Source organism: Paraburkholderia sp. Ac-20340 (assembly GCF_017104965.1).
Taxonomy (GTDB): domain Bacteria; phylum Pseudomonadota; class Gammaproteobacteria; order Burkholderiales; family Burkholderiaceae; genus Paraburkholderia.
Map to the genome: position 1 here is coordinate 38,793 of NZ_JAAGPR010000010.1, position 20,741 is coordinate 59,533.

Genomic DNA, 20,741 nt, shown 5'->3' on the forward strand with positions numbered 1-20,741 from the left:
CATGCACTACGCGATTCACGAAGGCAGCTTCGTGCTGCCTGATACGGCGCTCGACCGCACCGTCAATATTCTCATGCTCAACGAAGGCCCCGGCGGCCTGAATCTTGTCATCTCGCGCGGGCGGGTGCGCGAGGGCGAGAATCTCGATGGGTTCATCGCGCGCGAATGGGCGCTGGCGACGCGCGAAGCACCGCAACTGACCGAACGCTCGCGCACGGCGGTGACGGTGGGCGGCCGCGCTGGCGTGCAGATCGAAGCGACGCACGAACAGGAAGGGCGTCTGCGTCATCAGATCCAGACGGTGTTTCCGGGCGACGATAGCGGGCGCGTGCTCGTAATGACGCTCACCAGCGCCGCGCCGTTTACGGACGAACAGCGCGCGATGTCGGCGCGCATGATCGACAGCTACCAGCCGCGCGTGGCGCGGCCAACCTTGATCGAGTCGCCGGACGGCGCATCGTGAGCAGCGAACAATTCGCGGCCGCGCGCAAGGACGATCCAATCAGTCATACGAGCCTGCTCGGCGATTTGCTGAGCATGGGGGGCTCGCTGCTCGGTGGCGCGGCGATCGGCTGGGCCTTGACGACGCTCGTGGAAGGCGCTGTTTTCGCGGGACTGGGCGCGCTCGAAGTGGCGACGGCGGGGATTGCGACGCCGCTGGTGATCGGCATTGGTATCGGCGTGGCGGCGGCGATGGAAGGCTCGGGCCTGAACGAGAAGATCGATGACACCGCCCATGCGCTGGGCAACGCCATCGCGCCGCCCGAGATCAAAGGCGCGATCACGAGCGGATCGGGCAACGTCTACGTCAACAACCAGCCGGCGGCGCGCGCGGCGAGCCCCGGCGATAGCGACACGGTGACCTGCCACAATCATTCTGGCCCGCAGATGATTGCTCAGGGCTCGGGCAACGTCTACATCAACAACCAGCCCGCCGCGCGCGTGGGCGACAAGACGACCTGCGACGGCAGCATCGCCGTGGGATCGGATAACGTCTTTATCGGCGGCGGCACGCAGCAGGTGCGCGACATCACCCCAGCCCGCAAGTGGGTGGCGTGGCTGGGCAGCGCGATTGGCATTGCGCTTGCCTCGTGCGGGCGCGGCAAGATGAACTGGGGCGCGTTCAGGTCCGCGTTGCCGTGTCTGGCGGTCAACCTGGCGGGCGGGCTGGTCGGTACGGCGCTTGGACACCTGTTCCGGGTGTCGATGGGCCACCCGGTCAACGTGATCACGGGTGGCAAGATTCTCGACGGCGCGGACGACACCGACTTCGTGCTGCCGGGACCGCTGCCGCTCGTCTGGCAACGCTTCTACAGCAGCCACGACGATCGCGCGGACAGCCTCTTTGGGCGCGGCTGGAGCGTGCCGATCAGCGTCGAGATCAAGATCGCACGCGACGCGGCCGGCAAGATCGCATCGATCACGTACTGGGACGAACAAGGGCGCGATATCGTGTTCCCCGCTGTCGCGCCTGGCGAGAGTCACTTCAGCGTGCCAGAAGGTCTCTATCTGATTTGCACGGCTGGCGGCCACTACGTGGTCGAATCGGTGGACGGCATCTATCGCGACTTCGGCATGCCGATTAATTCGGATGCCGAAATAGAAGTGCTGAAACTCTGGCGACTCGAAGACCGTAACGGCAACTGGATCGAAGTCGCACGCGACCATGCCGACGGAAAACCGCAGCGCCTGCTGGATGCCACGGGCCGCGTGCTCGCGCTGAATTACGCTGAAGCGCATCCATCACGTGTCGCCAGCATCGACCTCGTGTGCGGTGTGGACGGCGAGCAGGCGGACACGCTGGTGCGCTACGCCTATAGCGCGGATGGCGAACTGGCCTCGGTCACGGATCGCAGCGGCCATGTGGTGCGCAACTTCGCGTACACCGACGGCCTGATGACGATGCACACGCTGCCCGGCGGCCTGCGATGCTTCTACGCATGGCAGGGCGCGGGCCGCGACGCGCGCGTGGTGCGCCACTGGACCGACGACGGCGAAGCCTATACCTTCGCTGCCGATCCTGAACAGCGCGTCGTCACGATCACCGATCAACTGGGCCGCGTCACGCACTGGAGCTGGAACGAAGACCAGCAGCCGCTGAGCTACACGGACGCCGAAGGGCATAGCTGGCGCTTCGAATGGAACGCGCTGCGCCAACTGCTGAGCGCCACGGATCCGGCAGGACACACAACGCGATTCGAATACGACGACCGTGGCCGCCAGATCGCCCGCACCGATGCACTGGGACAGAGCGAGCGCACGGAATGGAACGGCTACTACGACCTGCCCGTCGCAGAAACCGATGCCGCGAATGCCCGCTGGACCTATCGCTACGACGCGCGCGGCAACCTGACGATGACGCGCGATCCCGCAGGCTTCGCAACCGAGTACCACCGCGACGAACGCGGACTCGTACACACCGTGCGCGACGCGCGTGGCGGCTACAAACACCTCGAATGGAACGCGCGCGCGCAACTGACGGCGTACACGGATTGCTCCGGCAAGACCACGCGCTTTGCGTACGACACGCGCGGCGCGCTCGCACGTGTGACGGACGCGGCGGGCCAGCAGACTGTCTATGAAGCCGATGCGATGGGGCGCGTCACGGCCGTCGTGAGCGCCGATGGTGCGCGCCAGGCGTTCCGTTACGACGACGCGGGCCGTCTTGTCGAAGTCGTCGATCCGAATGCACGCAGCACGCGCTACGAACTGAATCCGCGTGGCCTGCTGCTGGCGCGCACGGATGCAGCGGGGCGCGTCGTCCGGTTCAGCTACGACGAAGCATTCCGTCTGGGCACGCTGACCAACGAAAACCGCGAACGCTACAGCTTCCGTTACGACCGCCGCGATCAGCTGGTCGAAGAGATCCGCCTCGACGGCAGCCGCCGCGCGTACGAGTACGACGCCTGCGGCTTCGGCGTGGCGCTGCATGAAGGGCGACTGCATACGCGCTACGAGCGCGACGCGGTCGGCCGACTCATCGCCAAGGAGGCGGGCCGCGAACGTTGCGCGTATCTCTATGACAAGGGCGGGCGGATTGCATCGGCGGAGCTGTATGCCGTCAACGCGAACGGCCCGGCGTTGAAGAATCGCGTGAGCCTGAAATATGGAGCGCGCGGTGAAGTGCTCGAAGAATTCACGCCTACCGGCTGGCTAACGCACCTCTACGACGAACTTGGCAACCGCACGCAGACGACGATCTCGGGTGAACGCACGGTTGACTGGCTCCACTACGGCTCCGGCCATGTGCACCAGATTCGCATGGATGGCGCGGAAATCGCCGATATCGAACGCGATGATCTGCACCGTGAAGTGCTGCGCACGCAGGGCAAACTGACGAGCCACATCGGCTACGACAGCGTGGGGCGGCGCGCGCGCCAGAGCGCGATGCGCGGGGCCGCGCCGGATCCGCTGCTGGCCAAGCAATGGCATTACGACCTGGCCGGCGACATGATCCGCAAGCAGGATCTGCGCTACGGAGCGACTTCGTATCGCTACGATCCGACCGGGCGCATCGAACAGGCGATGGGGCCGGGACTGCCTTCGGAAGTGTTCCGCTGGGACGCGGCGGCGAACCTTGTTTCGGGCGATCATCCGGGTGGTTATGTCGAGCACAACCGGCTGAGGATGTTCGAGGACAAGCGCTTCGAGTATGACGCGTATGGGCGTTTATCGCGCAAGCTGAGCGGGCATGGGCCGACGAAAGAGCAGACTTTCGAGTATGACGACTGGCATCAGTTGACGACGGTGGTGACGAAGGATCGGTTGAATCTTTCGACAACGCATTTTGAGTATGACGCGTTTGGACGGCGTATTCGCAAGCTGAATGGCGGTTATGCGAGCACGGATTTTCTGTGGGACGGCATGCGTCTGGTGCAGGAGACGTATCACGACCGGCGCGGTGTGGAGGCGCTGACGTATCTCTACGAGCCGGATAGTTATGTGCCGCTGGCGCGTGTCGATCATCGTGCGCCGGCTGCGAATGATGCGAGCGGTGGTGCGGGGCGCGATGCGGTTTATTATTTTCATAATGACGTATCGGGGATGCCGGAAGAGCTGACCGATGCGCAAGGCGATCTGGTCTGGCAGGCGCGTTACAAGGTGTGGGGCAATGCGGTGCAGGAGGAGTGGGTGCAGCGCGAGGCGCCGCGTCCGCAGAATCTGCGCTATCAAGGGCAGTATTTGGATCGCGAGACGGGGCTGCATTACAACACGTTCCGGTTTTATGATCCGGATGTGGGGAGGTTCATCAACCAGGACCCGATTGGGTTGAATGGTGGGTTGAATCTTTATGGGTATGCGCCGAATCCCATTTCGTGGGTTGATCCGTGGGGGTGGGAAACGTGCCGACTAACGGCAGCGCAGAAGCGGGACATGGGCCCAGCCCCAGCTGCGATGGAGAATCCGCACTATCACCATATTGTTCGTGAAAATGCGCCTGGTAACTGGAATGCTACGAGTCGTCAACATATCCTCGATTCGCAAGCAATACTATCCAAGCATGGCATCGGTCTAAATGATGATCCGAGGAATTTCACATGGGCGCAGAATGGTGGCGGTAATCATAGCAAAGCGGCTGCGGAAAAAGTCTTTAACACCCTAAGCGCTGCCGATATATCGGGGGGGAAGGCTGCCGTCGAAAGTGCCCTCAAGAATATGGGTGAATTGATGAAGCAAGGGAATTTCTAAGTTCATGGAACAGAAAACTGCATACTATTCAGACACTGGAAGCATCGGCGATCTAGTGAACTTTATTGCTAAGAATCCAGAGCTGTTTCGGATTCCTGAGCACGGCATGGAAGGCGGCCGTACGCTTCTGCATATCGCAGCATCGTACGGAAGTTTAGAGGTATGTGAGGATTTAATCGGGCGTGGAATCTCAATTAATGCGTCTGCGAGGTCATCCGGCGGTAAGCTGCCAATTGGCGAAGCTGCAGCAAAGGGGCACGTCAATTTGGTTAGATGGCTGCTTGAGAATGGCTCCGCGGTAGATGGCCCACCAGAGGCAGTTACTACGCCGCTGATGGATAGTGCTATCAATGGTCATGAAAGCGTCGTCGCACTACTACTTGAACGCGGTGCTGATGTAAATAGATTACATTTGAGGTTAAACCAGACGCCACTTGATCTTGCGCTCATCTATAAACAAGAGGGGGCGGCGCATGTCTTGCGGAGCGCGGGCGGAAAACTCTCGATTGAGCCGATTGATTTTTCGACCGAGGGGGCGGGGATACTGGAACACATCGAAGAGCGAGTTGGTAGCATTCTCTCTGGGAAACCTAAACACGAATTTGCTTCCTTGAAAATTGAATATCTAACCGCACTCATTCGTGGAGCGAAAGACTGCAAGTTATTCTTCTCGTATGGGGTTCATCAAGTTGCGCCACGCGTTGAATTTGTATTCTGTCTTCAATCCGATTGGCCACTGAGTAATGCTGGGTTATCTAGTGAGAATTTTGTCTCCTTTCCGTTTCGAATTTTGCTTGAGCTTACAAAACGTCGGTTAGGTGGTAGCTCTATAGAGGAGGGGGATGTTTTCGATCGTAGTACGCTATCTGGCGGTGAGGTATTCTGGCCGGACGGAATCGACGCAGTCGTCGCAATCGACTATCAGTTTGATCATGTCGAGTCCAAAGAACGAGTGGAAGGTGACGTGAAAATACTAGCGCTTGTGCCGATTAAATATACAAAATCGGGGCGGCCCGTTGGCAAAAAAATGACGGATTTAGTTGCTAAGCTTCGTACGTCTTCGTGGAAAAAAATATCTCTGCGAACATCAGTCGGAGGCAAGAGCTGAGGCGTTTTGGCTTGATGTGGTTAGTCGAGTGAATCACGTGAGCCACGAAATACAGAGCGCGCGATGAATCGCTCGAAGAATACGTGCCGATTGACTGGCTCACGCACACCAGCGATGAACTTGGTAACTGCACGCAGACGACCGACCATCTCGCGCGAACACGCGGTTGACTGGAATCGGCGGCAGATATCCGCAAGCTGAATGGCGGTTATGCGAGCACGGATTTTCTGTGGGACGGCATGCGTCTGGTGCAGGAGACGTATCACGACCGGCGCGGCAAGGAGGCGCTGACGTATCTCTACGAGCCGGAAAGGTGACCGCAGTGCAGGTTCCAGTATCGGTAACGCGTTGTCAGACCGCCAGATCGTATTCGAATTAAGGTGGAGGGCTATGATGAATGAATCTACGACTCAAACCGTTGACCTACTGATATCGCATAGCCAGATACTTCTCAGATCTCGTGCATACAATGAGACCATTGAGCCAATGGGGGCGGATAACACGACGATTTGAGCAACTTTTGCGACCCACCTCTCGAACCCTATAGCCCGCCAAAGCGCCCACTCGTATCTCCATTGGAGCGCAACAAAAACCGATCGTCATTAGTCGGCGCATGGTGCAAACGCGCCGGCGCGAACGGCATCGCAACGCAATTGCGTTCCAGGCCGAGTTTGTACGCGACCGGCGCATTCAGGTTCCTAGCCGAGATTTTTCCAGAACGTTTCGGCCAGGCTCGAACCCGTACTCAGGAAATTATCGGTTTTGGCCTGATCCAGATTCCCATCTGCGTCTCGTGTATAAGAATCCAGAAGATCGTTGAACACCTGGTTTCCGCTCGAAATGCTCTTGTTCACGCCCGTCACGAATTCGGTAAGCGAAACCAGACCGTCGTCCGACGTGTCGAAGCTGCGGAAAAGCTGCTTGGCGTCGTCGGCGCCTACACCGGCGCGCGAGAGTTGAGCCTGGAATTCGTCGAGCGACAATGCATCGTCGTTGTTCTTGTCCCCTTGCACGAACATCTGGGGCGCCCATGCAACCGCGAGCGGCGTCGCGCGCAGTGTCTGCGTTTCGGCGGCGCCGGTACTCGTATTGATGGCCGTTACCGTTTTCTGGGTCGAAAAGCTGTTGAGCGTGTCGCGATCGGGCGAATCCGACGAAGAGGACTGCTTTTGCGCGAAGTTGAAATAGGCCTCGTAAGCAGAGTTCGAACCGTTCACTGAGGATATGGACATCACAGAATCCTTTGACGAAATGTGTAGTAGGGGGCCGCAAAATAACTGACGGCCGTGCAGACATTCACTCGGGATTACGGATGCATTTCATCTGACTTTAGGTGTTGTACAAAACTCTACAAATCCATGCCGCATCCCACCGCTACCGGCGCGGATGCAACTATACGAACGTATGCCCCATCTATACGAAATCACTAAAGAAATCACGCGACCGTAGAATTCTCATCATTTTTTATGCGAGTTAATCTGGAACTCAATTCCAATAAGAAGCTGCGATATGGAAATCACCCGGATTGACGACCAGAAAAATCGCAACAAGCACGAAACGCCGTGGACACATACCGTACGCGGTCTGGTTCATTCATCCGCGTCGCGAGCGGTCAAGCCTGAGCGCGCGCGGCACGGCGTCACCCAGTGGGAGGACAACGCGTTTGGGCGATGCACGGTCAAGGTGGAAGAGCGATTGACCGAAGCCGCTTTCGCGCTGTCGTGGAGCGATTCGACGCGCTGCCATTACCGCGAACAGATCTGGAAACGCGCCACTGCGCGGCGATCTGGCATCTGCGTCCTGTCCGGCGAGGCCATCAGACGGGGCGACGCGGTGTTCCGTCCGCTCGCTACGCGCTTCAAGATCCCATTGAATTCACGCGCGATGATCCTCGCCGTTTCACTCGAAACACGCGCCGATTGTCCGATTGAAGCGTGGTCGTGAAACACCGTCTCCACTGTATTCAGCGAAATCGTTTAAAGCTCATTATTTGGGATTTTCGGCATTAAATGCTAATGTTCCAAAGATTGGCGCGACAAGCCGCGCGGAGTCGCCTATGCTCCGTTAGCGCGCGGCGTGAACGACCTCGTTCAGCATGCTGCCAATCCGCACACCGTAATCCGCGAAACAAATATTCCCAGATGTCAAACATAGAGACGGCCCGATCGATTTGCCCTGATACCCATCGCATTACGGGAGTCGTCTATATCGTCGATGATGACGAATCGGTGCGCAGCGCGCTGGTGAGTCTGCTGCGCACGGTCGATCTGGAGGTCGAAGCGTTCCATTCGGCGGAAGAGTTCCTGGCCGCGCCAAAAGGCAACGGCCCGGCGTGTCTGGTGCTGGACGTGCGTTTGCGCGGGCAGAGCGGGCTGGCACTGCAAAAATCGTTATTGACGACGGCACGCGATGCCATGCCCGTGATTTTCATGACGGGTTATGGTGACATTGCCATGACAGTTGAGGCGATGAAGGCCGGTGCCATCGACTTCCTCACCAAGCCGTTTCGCGATCAGGACATGATCGATGCCGTAGTGGCAGCGTTGCAGCGCGACGCAGAGCGCCTCGAAGCGACTCGCTCGCTCGTCGAAACGCGCGAGCGCTGGAATGCACTGACGCCCCGTGAAAGGGAGGTGCTGTCCAACGTCGCGGCAGGGCTGATGAACAAGCAGATTGCAGCCCGTATGTGTATTGCGGAAGTCACGGTCAAGATTCACCGTGGTCAGGCCATGCGCAAAATGAACGTGCGCACCGTGGCGGATCTCGTGCGCAGCGTCGTTGCACTCGGTATCGAAACCCGCGCACGTTAACGCGTAAGGGCGATCGCTGTGGGTCTCCAGCCTGGTCTCACGCTCTCACGTGAGATTCGATGCGCCCGCAACCAGATTGCAGGATGTCCGGAAACGTCCGTGCTGTTGCGACGTTTATTTTCACATGGGATAATTTCCCAATTCCCTGTTTAAATCGCTTAAACCACCTTCAATGCAGGCTTTTACGAATCCTCGCGAGTTCGGTGCCTGCTCACAAATATCAGAACGATGATGGCGATGATGGGATTGGCAATGGATCTAGGCGTCATGCTGGATGGGCTCTTGACCATTGCCTGGACCGCTCGTCCCGACGGTTCGGTCGATTTCGTGAACCGCAAATGGGTCGATTACACCGGCCTCGGTATTGACGCGTCATCGGGCGGGCAATGGCAGGACGCCGTCAGTCAGGACGATCTCGCGCCATTACTCGAAGGCTTCGGCGCTATTCGGGTTTCCGGGCAGGGCGGTGAAATTCAGGCACGTTTGCGACGCGCGGATGGCGAGTATCGCTGGTTCGTCATGCAATTCAACCCGGTTCGCGACGCTGAAAACCAGATCGTGCGCTGGTGCGCCTTGTGCAACGATGTCGACGATTTACACCAGGCAAAAGACGCACTGAAACGCCGCGAGCTCGATCTGCAGTTGATTGTCGAGAGCATTCCCGTGCCTGTTACGGTCACGTCGCCCACCGGCGAAGTCGAAAGTCAAAACCAGCTGACGCGTGACTATTTCGGCAAATCGGTCGAAGAACTCAAGGCGTGGCGGGGCGACGAAGTCGTGCACCCGGAGGATCTCGGTCCTGCGGTGGCGGGTCTGGAGGCATCGCTCGCCAACGGCACGACGTACAACGTCGAGAGCCGGCATCGCCGCGCCGACGGCACGTATCGATGGACCAATGTGCGCGGTTTTCCGCTGCGTGACCGTGACGGCAGCATCTTGCACTGGTTCCTGTTGTCGATCGATATCGAGGATCGCAAGCGGGCGGAAATCACGCTCGCGGAGAGCGAGCGCCACCTCAACGAGACCATCAGCGCGCTTCCCGCCTTGATCTGGTCGGCGCGCCCGGACGGCACCGGCGAGTTCTATAACCGTTATTACCTCGACTATCTCGGCCGCACCTTCGAGCAGGTGCGCGACCACGAATGGACCAAGGCCGTGCATCCCGAGGATCTTCCCGGCCTGATGAGCGTCTGGAGCGACATTATGGCGAGCCGGATGCCGGGCGCTGCAGAAGCGCGTATGAAGCGCTACGACGGCCAATACCGATGGTTTCTGTTTCGCACGAGTCCCTTGCGGGATCAGGACGGCAACGTCATCAAATGGTATGGCATCAATATCGATATCGACGACCGCAAGCGTGCGGAAGAAGAGTTGCGTCGCAGCGAGGCGTTTCTCGCCGAAGGCCAGGCGCTGGCCAGAATGGGCAATTTCTCGTGGCAGGTCGATACGAACGAGATCGCGTGGTCGGAGCAGCTCTATCACATCTTCGGCATGGAGCCGAATGCGCAGGTGACGCTCGAACAGATTATTGCTCGCTGTCATCCCGAGGATTTGCGCTTCGTTTCGCAATTCGTCGAACAGGGACAACGCGGCGATACCGATATTGAATGTCAGCATCGGATTGTGATGCCGGACCAGTCTATCAAGCATCTTCATCTGATCGCGCATCGGGCAATCGATCAACCCGGGCGGCACGAATATATCGGCACGACGCTCGATATCAGCCAGCGTCGTGCTTCGGAAGAGGCGCTCGACAAGGCGCGCTCGGAGCTTCAGCACGTTTCGAGAGTCATGAGTCTGGGCGCATTGACCGCTTCGATCGCGCACGAAGTCAACCAGCCGCTGGCCGGCATCGTGACGAATGCCAGCACCTGTTTGCGCCTGTTGGCGGCGGTGCCGCCCAATATCGAGGTCGCGCAGGAAACCGCGCGACGCACGATCCGCGACGGCCATCGCGCTGCGGATGTCATTGCGCGGCTACGCGCGCTCTTCAGCAAACGGAGTGCCACGATCGAGGCGGTCGATCTGGCGCATACCGCGCGGGAGGTTATCGCGCTGACGCAAAACGATCTCGATCGCGCCCGCGTCATCGTGCGCACGGATTTTGCCGTCGATGCAGCGCTTGCGGGATGCGATCGCGTTCAGGTTCAGCAGGTCATCATGAATCTTTTGCGCAATGGCGCGGATGCCATGCGCGAAGTGAATGACCGGTTGCGCGTCATGTGGGTCAAGACCACAGCCGGTCAGGATGGCATGGTGCGTTTGACGGTCTGCGATTCGGGCATCGGTTTCGATCCCGACGATGCGGAACGGCTGTTCGACGCGTTCTATACGACCAAGGAGGACGGCATGGGTGTGGGCCTCGCAATCAGCCGCTCCATCATCGAAAACCAGGGCGGCCGCCTGTGGGCCGAAATGCCCGCGGATGGCGGCGGCGCTATTTTCTCCTTCGACCTTCCTGTCTACGCCGCCGGTTAGCCGCCGCAGTCGCACTGATGGAAAGCCACGCAAACATACTTCTGTATGCTGGACGCCGCCGGTGGAATCGGGCATCGTTCGGTGTTTGATCCAGGGTCAAACGGCGTCGCCATTGAATGATTGAGCGACGCCGCCTGTCTCAGGCAGTTTCCGCGGGGCAAAGATGCTGGTTACGTTGGTCGATGATGACGAAGCAGTGCGGGAGTCGCTTCCCGATCTGGTAAGCGTGTTCGGATATACCGTGAGCGTATTTGCGTCCGCGGAGGCGTTTCTTGCGTCCGATATTCCCGATCAAACCGATTGCCTGATTCTCGATCTCAACATGCCGGGTATGGGCGGCGCGGGACTATTCCGCGAATTGAAACGGCTCGGTAAAGGCATTCCGGTGATTTTCATCACGGCACATCAGGATGAGGTGCAGCGTGAGCGCCTGCTCAACCAGGGCGCGATCGATTGCCTGTACAAGCCATTCAGCGATACGGCACTTCTTGCTGCACTCAAGACCGCGTTAGGCGAAAGCTGAAGCACTGATTTCAGCGCGCTTTCCGCGTGCGCTTATACCTGCGTATAGGGTTCTAAACCGACCGTTGTATGGTGCGGCGTGCACGCGCAATGCTACGCTCGGGCTGCATGCTATTTTTCGGGTGCTTCCGCGCAAAGTGGATCCCATCAAAAATATTTTGCATTACGAATTAGACATCCCCAGAGAAATTAAACGCGAGAATAAACGAATGAATTGCTTTCGACCTGGCGCACGGTTCTTTGCTCCGATGGTGCTGCTCCTGAGCGCTGCGAGTCAGGCTGCCATAGCGGGAGGCGAGTCGCCCATTTACGGCGTGACCATACCGCAAGGCTACCGCGAATGGCAGATGATTGCGCCCGCAGCAGAAGCCGCGCCGCTAGACGAATTGCGCGTCGTGCTGGGCAATCCGCTTGCCATCAAGGCGATCAAAAACGCCACGCAGCCGTTCCCGGACGGCACGATTCTGGTGAAGCTGGCGTATAAAAAGAAGCAGTCCGACGACTTCGCACCTGCAACTGTGCCGGGCGAGCCCACCACCGTGCAGGTCATGGTGAAGGACTCGCGCCGTTACGCGTCGACGGGAGGTTGGGGGTTCGGCCGGTTCATCAACGGTGTGCCCGCCGACCTCGCGCAGCATCAGACATGCTTCGCCTGTCACGCCGCGCGCGTGAAGGATCGCGATTACGTATTCACGCGATACGCGCCCTGAAGCGCGAAAACGGCGTCAACGCGTCCCGCTGCGTACCGGCAGGCTCGTGACGCCGCGCAGATTGTTGCGGCGGTGCCAGACCAATCCCTCCAGATCCACAGCTTGCATCGCCGGGAAGCGCGTCAGCAGGCATTGAATGGCGATCTCCATTTCGAGCATCGCGAGCCTTGCGCCCAGGCAATAGTGAATCCCGGCGCCAAACGACAACGAAGGCGCACTCGTCGCGCGTGCGAAATCCAGCGAATCGGGTTGCGGGAACATCGCCGGATCGCGGTTGGCCGCGCCGATCAGCATGAATACCACGGAGCCGCGTGCGAGCGTCACATCTGCCACGCTCAGATCTTCGAAAGCGGTGCGCACCAGCATTTGGACTGCGCCGTCGTATCGGATGCACTCGGCAATCGCGCGCGGCAACAGGCTCGCGTCCTGCTTCAATGCCTCTAGCTGCGACGGGTGCCGGAACAGCGCAATCATCATATTGCCGATCATATTCGACGTCGTTTCATGCCCTGCAATGAAAAGCAGAACGGCGTTCGAGACGATTTCTTCGTCGCTCAATCGCGATCCTTCATCCTCGACGCCCAGCATCGCCGAAACCAGGTCGTCGCCGGGATGGCGGCGGCGCTGCTCCACGATTTCGCCAAAGTAGCGCTCGAGTTCTAGCGCGGCTTCGTCCGCAGCGCGCAGGGCGTTGGCGTCCAGCGGCGCGAGATCGAATGCGGCAACGAGCCGCCCTGCCGCTTCGCCCAGTATGGTGGCCTGAGCAATGGGGATATCGAGCAGACGGCAGATAATCCGCACCGGCAGCGGATACGCGAAGTCGGCAACCAGATCGAATTCGTCGCGCGAATCAATCCGATCGAGCAACTCATGCGCGGTCGCTTCGACAATCGAAGTCATTTTTTCGATTTGCCGCGCATTGAAGGTCTTCATCAACAACGCACGCAAGCGCGTATGCGTTGGGGGATTCATCATCAGCAGCGTGCGGTTCAGCGACTGGAAAACCGGTTGCGCCGTTGCCTCCGTGCCGTAGCGGGCGCTGACGCTTTGCAGGTAGGTCTTTCCCATTCGCGGATCGCGAAGCAGGGCGTCGACCACGTCGAAGCGACCGGTCACAAAAGCATTCGGGGCCACGGGCAGCAAAGTCCCCGCCGCGCGAATCTTTTCGTAAAGCGGGTAAGGGTTGGCGAAAAATTCGGGCGAGGAGAAGTCTGAGAATTGCATGATGACAATGAAGTAGTAATCGCGTCAGGAGAGAGAATGGGGCTGAGCGGTCGCTTGTGCCTTTCCCTGGAACACGCGGGACCGCGAGATTATTCCACGAAGGTTTCGTGACAGACCGTGACTGTTGCCGAAAGCACATAGCCTTCGTTGCGCAGCGTCTTGATGTAGCGCGATGCGCGCGCGGTGTCATTGAGTTTTTGCCTGAGCCTGCTGACCAGCAGATCAATCGAACGGTCGAACGAATCGGCGTCGCGGCCCTGGGTGAGATTCAGCAACTGGTCGCGCGTCAACACACGTTGCGCATGGTCGAGAAACACGCGCAACAAGCGATATTCCGCGCCGCTGAGCGTCACGACCGTATCGTCGGATTCGAGCAGTTGACGCGTACTCGTGTCGAGACGCCACTCTCCAAAGCCTAGAATGCAGGCATCCTCGAGCGAAGGTGACGCAGGCGGCAGCGCACGCGTGCGGCGCAGCACCGCACGGATGCGGGCGAGCAGTTCGCGCGCCTGGAACGGCTTGGCCATATAGTCGTCCGCGCCCATTTCCAGCCCGATGATGCGGTCAGTGACGTCGCTGCGGCCCGTCAGCATCAGAACGGGCACCGAGCGATAGCGACTCTCGCGCAGTCTGCGGTAGAGCGTGAGTCCGTCCTCGCCGGGCAGGATCAGATCGAGAAGAATCAGATCGGGCACGTGCCTGTCCAGACTATGGTGCATTTCCCGTCCATTCGCCGCGCTGGAAACCAGCATGCCGCTACGTTCAAGATAGGTCGTCACCACCTCTCGTAATCCGCGGTCGTCGTCGACGACCAGTATATGGTCGATTTTTTCCATGATCGTCATAAGCAATGCCGCGGCGCATCGAGGCCGCCTGCATCAGCTTAACGGCAGCGCCATACGGTTGCTATTCGATGATGGATTGTGAGAGCCGGTGAATAAGGATAGGGCGACTCATACTTTGGTATATCCGTGTGCCACGCCGTTGCGCCGCGCAAACCCAGGTTGAAGCCAACCTATACGTTCATATACTGGCGAGCGCATAGGGCCATGGCCTATTCTGACGCTGCCGGGCAGGACGAATTCCCTCGTGCTTCTCGATGCAGGCGGCCGGCTGCCTGTCCATCGCGCGTTCCCGTCCCGTGTGAATCGGCCTGCACAGGAGAACGGCTATGAACGCCAGTGTTATCTATCCGCCTGAATCATTCAATGCCCACGCAAGCGAGCGCAGGTATTGGCCATTTACCATTGCCTCGCGAGCCTTATGGGTCCTGCTCGCGCTCGCCTGCCTCTACGCCTCGTATGCGACCCAGGCGCTGAGCTGGAAATGGCTTGTTTACAAGGGTCTGCCGCTTGCGCTCCCCGCGATGCTCGCGACCGCGATTGCGGTACTTAAAGTCGTCGAATTGCACGTGCATCTGCAGCGTATGGCAGCATCGTTCGAGCAAAGTACGAGCGATGCCACAGAGGCCATTTTGCCCGACCGCATAGAGCCGACGGTGATCGAACGTCTTGCTCGTGCAATCAACGTCTGCGCTCACCATCGCAGCCGACGCCAGGCGGAATTGCTCCATGTCCTCGCTGCCTATGCGCATGACTTGCGCACGCCGCTTACACGTATGAGCATGCGTAGCGAACTCGTGGAAGACACCGCCCTACGAAGCGCGCTTGCCCGCGATCTCGCCGAAATGGCCGAACTGGTGGAGGGCAGTCTCTCCTGCGCGCGCATGCAATGTAGTGCGGAGGAGCCGATGCGCGCGATCGACGCCGATGCCTTGCTGAATACCCTGATTGCCGATTACCGGGACGCTGGCCGCATCGTGAGACTCGAAGGGCAGATTGGACGCACGGTGGTCACGTGTCCTCATGCGCTGCGCCGCGTGCTCATGAACCTTATCGATAATGCGTTGCGCTACGGTGACGATGTTCGTCTCGATGTGAAGGTCGAAGCACAACGGCTCGTGCTCTCGGTGCTGGATTCGGGGCCGGGCATCGTGCCGGCACGCCTCGACAAAGTGTTTGCTGCCTGGTATCGCGGCCCCGAAACGCCCGGCGAAGCACCCGGTTGCGGATTGGGCCTGGCGATTGCACGCCGCCTCACGCTGGCGATGCGCGGTGAACTCGAACTTGCCAACCGCCGCGTCGGCGGGCTGGAAGCACGGCTGACGCTGCCGCTTTCGAGCGCTTGAGTACGTGAGCGCCGAATAAGCCATGAGAAGGCGTTCGTCTATTCTCAGGCGCCAATTTTATTGCGGGTCGCTTCGGCTTTTTCACGCTTCTCACGCCTCGCGTTCCGATCGGTGAACAGCGCGCTGATGGTCTGGCGTGCACGTGAAAGCCGGCTCATGATGGTGCCGACGGGAACGTCGAGGACTTTCGCGGCCTCGCTGTAGCTCAATCCTTCAAGCGCCACGAGCAGCATGACAACGCGCTGCGTTTCGGGCAATTGCTGCACGGCCCGGATGATCTGACCGTTCATGGCCTGTTCTTCGGGCGTGCTCGCAGAAGGGTCCGGGACAGTTTCCAGCAGCCCCTCGTCCCACTCCATTCCCGCCCGGCTACGTACGCCGCGCGCGCGAATTTCGTTTAACCACGTGGACTGAACGATGGCGAACATCCAGCTCAATGGCGACGTGCCCGCGTGTAGTTGGTGCACGCGCTCGAGCGCACGCACACAGGCGCGTTGCACGAGATCCTCGGCATCGTGCTGATCGCCCGAAATGCGCAAGGCGAATGTCGAAAGACGAGGAAGCATGGACGGCAGCAGCGCGGACAGTTCGGCGGGCGTCATCGTCCTGATTGAGTTCATGATTGACGATAGGATTGAGCGGCGAAACCGTCGCCTTGAACAGACCACCCGGCGGGTGAATGACATTCGGTCTGCGGCGGTTTTTGCTGACTTCGAACGGTGAAGTGCATGCAGTTGTAAAGCGCGTGGCAGACAGCTGAATTAAAACGATTGGAGTTATCCGCGATATGTCCGGCAAGGCGCGTATTGAAAACTTATGTATCGAGGCCGCCGCCAGATACAAGGTGAAACAAACGATTGGCGCACGGATTGGAATGGAATCGGCAGGCTGGGTGTTCTGGAAGAAGACGCGATGTCTGGTTTCGCTTTCTCTCACTTTCAGGAACACAAGACCCCTATGCAAAATCAGCAAGCCGATATTCAGCGTGACAGCGAGACCGAGACGGCCGTGATCCGCAAGCTGGGAGCGACCGAACATTTATTCTGGTTGATCGATCGGAACCGCCCGATTCACTTTTCGCTCGTCGCGCAAATTGACCGGATCTTTACGCACGATGCCTGGCGTGCCGCTTTGCACACGCTACAGCAGCGCCATCCCTTGCTCAGTGCACGTATTGCGGTGAACGCCGGATCGTCGCCAGTTTTTCATCACGATTCCGATGCGCGAATTCCGCTGCAAATAATCGACGACGCACGGCTGTCGTGGCAGGAAGAAGTCGCGCGTGAAATGACAACGGCAGTCAACTGGTGGGACGCGCCGCTGGTGCGTGCAACCGTATTACAGGGCGCCAGCGAGTCGACACTGATTCTTTGTGCTCACCATGCCGTGCTCGACGGTATGGGCGGCGCTTATCTCATCGAGGCTTTGCTGCGTACGCTTTCGGAAAATTCATTCGACCATAGGCCGCTTGTACCATCGCTTGTACCTTCGTTCGAAACGCTGTTGAGTACGCAAATGCAGGCCGCTGCCTTGCCTGGCGCGATGGTCCCCGCGCCTGTGCCCCGCGAATTCCGCCCAATGTCAGGTGCACGCGCCGAAGTCGCTGCGCTCGCACTCGACGCACCGCTCACGCAGGCGCTGGTCGAACGCGCCCGCAAAGAAGGAACGACCGTACACGGTGCAGTGGCTGCGGCGGTGCATGAGGCAGGGCGGCGCCTGTCGCCGGCGTGGCGCTCGCGGCCCATTCGCACGGTGACACCGATTGACGTGCGTAAAGCGATCGACGGAGTCGGTAAAGCGTGCGGCGTATATATCACGCAGACCATTACGATCGACGACCGCAAGCTTGGTGCGCCATTCTGGCTGGCGGCCCGTGAAGTCAAGGCCTTGCTCGCACCCGCGCAAGTTCACCAATCCGTTGTGAGCGAAACTAAAGCGCTGGATGCGTTCATGTCGTCGAATCCCTCCGTTGACGACGCAGCGGGCTTTCTTTCGCATGTGCTGGCGTTCGACGTACTGTTGTCGAACCTGGGCAGCGAGCCGATTGACACGACATACGAAGGCGTTTCTCTGAAGTCGCTGTGGGGACCGTTCGTGAGTTCGGGCTTCGCGGACGATCAGGTGGTTGGCGTATGCACGCTCGGCGGCATATTGCGTCTTTCCCATACGAGCTACGACGCGCTGCCGGGTTTGCTCGACGAAGTCCATCGTGTGCTGCGCGAAGCGGTGAACGCTTGATGCCATCGTGAAGTTGCGAGCGACGTGCGCGAATAGAACCGGCGCACGTCGATTCAGATGAACCCGATAAGATCAGGGTGCTGCGTAGAGCGTCAGTTTGGTGGCGACCGTCTGGACACCCGGCACTTTCGATGCGGCATCCTGGGCGATCTGGTCCTGCGATTCATCGAGAATCGTGCCGGCCAGAATGATCTTGCCCGTGCGCTTGTTGGCAAACACGGCGATATCCGTGTCGTTCAGATCCTTGTTCTTGTAGAGGGCTTCGCGAACCTGCTTCGCGAGCGCGTGGTTGGCCGCGCGGTCTGCGCGCATTTCGGCACGCAGTTGCGCCTTGGTGGGAGCGGCGGTGTCGCCGGTCGTCGCCGCTGCGGGCGTGGCGCTCTGCGCGAGGGCGGCTGAGGAGAACAGCACGGCAAGCGCCGCGGCAACGACATTGGAACGAAGCGTCATGAAATCACCTGTTGACTGGATGAATGAACGGAAAGTCTTCGAAACAGGACTTACCCGCCGGAAAGCATAGATCGCCTTCTTTCCCGTCTCCATCAGACGTTCGGTGGCTCGCACTATACGAATGTCAACAGCGCGATATACGGTGGATGATCGAATCGGGGGCGCAGTTATTGGGCGATGGCAGTGGCAACGGCATCGGCAAGATCGTTGCCCCGGACCGGTTTGATCAGGAAAGCGCTGGCACCGTTTTCCAGTGCCTGATTCTGCAACTCGGGCATGGGGTACGCGGTGATGAAAATCGTGGGAATGCGGTAGCCTGCGCCGATCATGCGCAGGAACATGTCGACGCCGCTCATGCCCGGCATCTGGACGTCCGAAATGATGCAGCGTGGCGGCGGCGTGCCGAGGGCAGCCAGCATCTCCAGGCCGGATTCGAAAGTCACCACGTCGTAATCGAACGAACGCAGAAAGCTGGACAGGCCGGCGCGGACCGAAGAGTCGTCGTCAACCACCCAGATCATTTGTGGCGTACACAATGCATGTCTCCCGTGGCGTGCTGGGGTGCGGAATGGCGAGGCGCGGTGTCGTGATTCGTAGTCGCGACCCATCGCGTGTACGCGGCCCGAGCTTACAGGAGGCATCCATTCGCTAAAACTATACGGAGGTATAGATAGGGTTTGCCGCCATCCATCGGTAATATCCAGTAAGGATGGCGCCACCAGGCTCACGCGTGCAGTGCGGCGCAAGACCATGACAGAACGATTGCAAATATCGCGCTTGCCGGCTGCGAGGCATTGCCTTTGGACGCAAGCCTGGAATCAGACACCGGAGGAGTTTGGCATGTACCCCATCGACGGCAATCGCCCATCCGGCCGCCACGCGATCAATCACCGCGCAAAGCAATCTTTTACGCCGATGCGAATGGCAGAAAAGCTTCCGTTCGATCGAAGCTACGCGGAACCCGCTGAATCGAGAGTGTTTGTCGTCGACGATGACGCGTCGCTCCAGGAAGCGCTCAAGGGCCTGCTGGAATCGGTGGGTTTTACGGTCGAAACTTTTCCCTCGACGGCCAGCTTTTGCGAGCGCGCGCGGCCCGATACGCCAAGTTGCCTGATACTCGACGTTCGCCTGAAGGGCGAAAGCGGTCTGGAATTCCAGAACTGGGCCGCGGCCAATGATCTTGCGATGCCGATCATATTCATGAGCGGATATGGCGATATCGAAATGTCGGTGCGCGCGATGAAAGCCGGCGCGGTGAATTTTCTGGCCAAACCCTTTCGTGACCAGGACATGATCGAGTCCGTCGCCGAGGCGTTGGATCGCGATGCCCATCGCCTCGCCCGATATCGTCAAACGCGTCAGCTAAGGGAACAGTTCGCAAGCTTGACGCCGCGCGAGCGCGATATCGCCATGCTGGTTGCCGCCGGGTATATGAACAAGGCGGCGGCGAGCAAACTGGAGCTGAGTGAAATGACGGTCAAGATTTATCGCGCGCGTGCGATGAAAAAACTCGCTGCACGCACGACGGCCGAACTGGTGAGAAAGATACGCACGCTGCAGATCGATAATGAAGCGCAGGCCGGAAGCTGTGCCGTTGCTTGATCGATCGTCACGCTCAACAATATGAAAGCAGCGCAGCGGACTGCATGGAGCCCGTAATGGAGAACGACGATACCCGGATTGCCACGCCAGTCGAAGAAGGCATCGTTTATATCATCGACGACGACGTGTCCATCTGTGACGCCCTTTCGAGTCTGCTTCGTTCATCCGGCTTCAGTGCCCGCACGTTCACGCGAATCGACGACTTCCTGCGTGCCCCCAAAGAGGATCGTCCGGGTTGCCTGCTACTGGACGTGCGCCTGCGCGGCGAAAGCGGACTGAGTTTTCAGCAAAGCGCCAGCCGATATGAAATCGACATGCCGATTGTCTTTATGACGGCGCATGGCGATATTGAAATGTCGGTTCGAGCGATGAAGGCGGGCGCGATCGACTTTCTCACCAAGCCGGTGCGGGAGCAGCGCGTGATCGACGCAGTCTCGACGGCGCTTGGCCGTCACGCGGCGTGGCGCGAGCGGACACGCGCGCAGGCATCGTTGCGGGCACGCTACGATCTGTTGACTTCGCGCGAACGCGAAGTGGTCTTCTACGTCGTAGAGGGACTATTGAACAAGCAGATTGCGGGCGAATTGAAACTCAGCGAAATCACCGTCAAGATCCATCGCGGCTCGGCGATGCGCAAACTCGAAGCGCAATCCGTTGCGGACCTCGTGAGAAAGATGGAAGTCATCGGCATGGCGCAGCATGCGGGCAATTGAGCGCCCTGA

18 protein-coding genes are annotated in these 20,741 nt (G+C 59.3%); 12 read left to right on the forward strand and 6 right to left on the reverse strand.

What is annotated here, in order from left to right; translation table 11 throughout:
- The first annotated feature begins 1 nt into the window (after window position 1).
- Genes G3N59_RS15470 through G3N59_RS15480 form a run of 3 tightly spaced genes read left to right on the forward strand, consistent with a single transcriptional unit; the run spans window position 2 to window position 5,797 of the window.
- Complete coding sequence (locus G3N59_RS15470) at window positions 2–463, forward strand: DUF1795 domain-containing protein (RefSeq protein ID WP_205983499.1); 462 nt, start codon at window positions 2–4, stop codon at window positions 461–463.
- Complete coding sequence (locus G3N59_RS15475) at window positions 460–4,689, forward strand: RHS repeat-associated core domain-containing protein (RefSeq protein WP_346777887.1); 4,230 nt, start codon at window positions 460–462, stop codon at window positions 4,687–4,689. The genes G3N59_RS15470 and G3N59_RS15475 overlap by 4 nt, the downstream gene beginning before the upstream one ends.
- Window positions 4,690–4,693: 4 nt before the next feature.
- Complete coding sequence (locus G3N59_RS15480) at window positions 4,694–5,797, forward strand: ankyrin repeat domain-containing protein (RefSeq protein ID WP_205983500.1); 1,104 nt, start codon at window positions 4,694–4,696, stop codon at window positions 5,795–5,797.
- A gap of 698 nt (window positions 5,798–6,495) precedes the next feature.
- Here the strand turns inward: G3N59_RS15480 and G3N59_RS15485 are convergent.
- Window positions 6,496–7,029 carry an EF-hand domain-containing protein gene (locus tag G3N59_RS15485; RefSeq protein ID WP_205983501.1) on the reverse strand — a complete coding sequence of 178 codons (534 nt, stop codon included), beginning with the start codon at window positions 7,027–7,029 and terminating at the stop codon, window positions 6,496–6,498.
- A gap of 277 nt (window positions 7,030–7,306) precedes the next feature.
- On the opposite strand from G3N59_RS15485, the gene G3N59_RS15490 reads away from it, so the two are divergent.
- The 5 genes from G3N59_RS15490 (at window position 7,307) to G3N59_RS15510 (ending at window position 12,317) form a co-directional block, all read left to right on the forward strand.
- On the forward strand, window positions 7,307–7,741 hold the full coding sequence (locus G3N59_RS15490; RefSeq protein ID WP_205983502.1) for a DUF3331 domain-containing protein: 435 nt from the start codon (window positions 7,307–7,309) through the stop codon (window positions 7,739–7,741).
- A gap of 197 nt (window positions 7,742–7,938) precedes the next feature.
- Window positions 7,939–8,607, forward strand: a complete 669-nt coding sequence (locus G3N59_RS15495; RefSeq protein WP_205983631.1) for a response regulator — start codon at window positions 7,939–7,941, stop codon at window positions 8,605–8,607.
- Window positions 8,608–8,874: 267 nt separating this feature from the next.
- Window positions 8,875–11,085, forward strand: coding sequence for a PAS domain-containing protein (locus G3N59_RS15500; protein ID WP_241023469.1), 2,211 nt, complete (start codon window positions 8,875–8,877; stop codon window positions 11,083–11,085).
- 175 nt (window positions 11,086–11,260) lie between these two features.
- On the forward strand, window positions 11,261–11,608 hold the full coding sequence (locus tag G3N59_RS15505) for a response regulator (protein ID WP_241023470.1): 348 nt from the start codon (window positions 11,261–11,263) through the stop codon (window positions 11,606–11,608).
- A gap of 247 nt (window positions 11,609–11,855) precedes the next feature.
- Window positions 11,856–12,317, forward strand: coding sequence for a cytochrome P460 family protein (locus G3N59_RS15510; protein WP_241023483.1), 462 nt, complete (start codon window positions 11,856–11,858; stop codon window positions 12,315–12,317).
- A gap of 15 nt (window positions 12,318–12,332) precedes the next feature.
- Here the strand turns inward: G3N59_RS15510 and G3N59_RS15515 are convergent, their stop codons facing one another.
- Together G3N59_RS15515 and G3N59_RS15520 are read right to left on the reverse strand one after the other, a co-directional pair.
- The gene (locus tag G3N59_RS15515) at window positions 12,333–13,541 is read right to left on the reverse strand and encodes a cytochrome P450 (RefSeq protein WP_205983505.1); all 1,209 of its coding nucleotides are present in this window, start codon (window positions 13,539–13,541) and stop codon (window positions 12,333–12,335) included.
- Window positions 13,542–13,630: 89 nt separating this feature from the next.
- Window positions 13,631–14,377, reverse strand: a complete 747-nt coding sequence (locus tag G3N59_RS15520; protein WP_205983633.1) for a response regulator — start codon at window positions 14,375–14,377, stop codon at window positions 13,631–13,633.
- Window positions 14,378–14,712: 335 nt separating this feature from the next.
- Between G3N59_RS15520 and G3N59_RS15525 the strand changes: the two genes are divergently transcribed.
- Window positions 14,713–15,729: a HAMP domain-containing sensor histidine kinase gene (locus G3N59_RS15525; RefSeq protein ID WP_205983506.1), complete on the forward strand. Its 1,017-nt coding sequence runs from the start codon at window positions 14,713–14,715 to the stop codon at window positions 15,727–15,729.
- A 44-nt stretch (window positions 15,730–15,773) separates the two neighbouring features.
- Here the strand turns inward: G3N59_RS15525 and G3N59_RS15530 are convergent, their stop codons facing one another.
- Window positions 15,774–16,331, reverse strand: coding sequence for an RNA polymerase sigma factor (locus tag G3N59_RS15530; protein WP_205983507.1), 558 nt, complete (start codon window positions 16,329–16,331; stop codon window positions 15,774–15,776).
- Window positions 16,332–16,545: 214 nt separating this feature from the next.
- On the opposite strand from G3N59_RS15530, the gene G3N59_RS15535 reads away from it, so the two are divergent.
- Window positions 16,546–17,967, forward strand: a complete 1,422-nt coding sequence (locus G3N59_RS15535) for a condensation protein (RefSeq protein ID WP_241023471.1) — start codon at window positions 16,546–16,548, stop codon at window positions 17,965–17,967.
- Between the two features lie 72 nt (window positions 17,968–18,039).
- On the opposite strand, the gene G3N59_RS15540 is transcribed toward G3N59_RS15535, so the two are convergent.
- Both G3N59_RS15540 and G3N59_RS15545 read right to left on the reverse strand, forming a co-directional pair.
- The gene (locus tag G3N59_RS15540; protein ID WP_205983508.1) at window positions 18,040–18,417 is read right to left on the reverse strand and encodes a BON domain-containing protein; all 378 of its coding nucleotides are present in this window, start codon (window positions 18,415–18,417) and stop codon (window positions 18,040–18,042) included.
- Window positions 18,418–18,584: 167 nt separating this feature from the next.
- On the reverse strand, window positions 18,585–18,938 hold the full coding sequence (locus G3N59_RS15545; protein WP_241023472.1) for a response regulator: 354 nt from the start codon (window positions 18,936–18,938) through the stop codon (window positions 18,585–18,587).
- A gap of 319 nt (window positions 18,939–19,257) precedes the next feature.
- Here G3N59_RS15545 and G3N59_RS15550 point away from each other — a divergent pair, with 319 nt between their 5' ends.
- Together G3N59_RS15550 and G3N59_RS15555 are read left to right on the forward strand one after the other, a co-directional pair.
- Window positions 19,258–20,019, forward strand: coding sequence for a response regulator (locus tag G3N59_RS15550; RefSeq protein WP_241023473.1), 762 nt, complete (start codon window positions 19,258–19,260; stop codon window positions 20,017–20,019).
- A 56-nt stretch (window positions 20,020–20,075) separates the two neighbouring features.
- Window positions 20,076–20,732, forward strand: coding sequence for a response regulator (locus G3N59_RS15555; protein WP_205983509.1), 657 nt, complete (start codon window positions 20,076–20,078; stop codon window positions 20,730–20,732).
- Window positions 20,733–20,741: the final 9 nt, after the last annotated feature.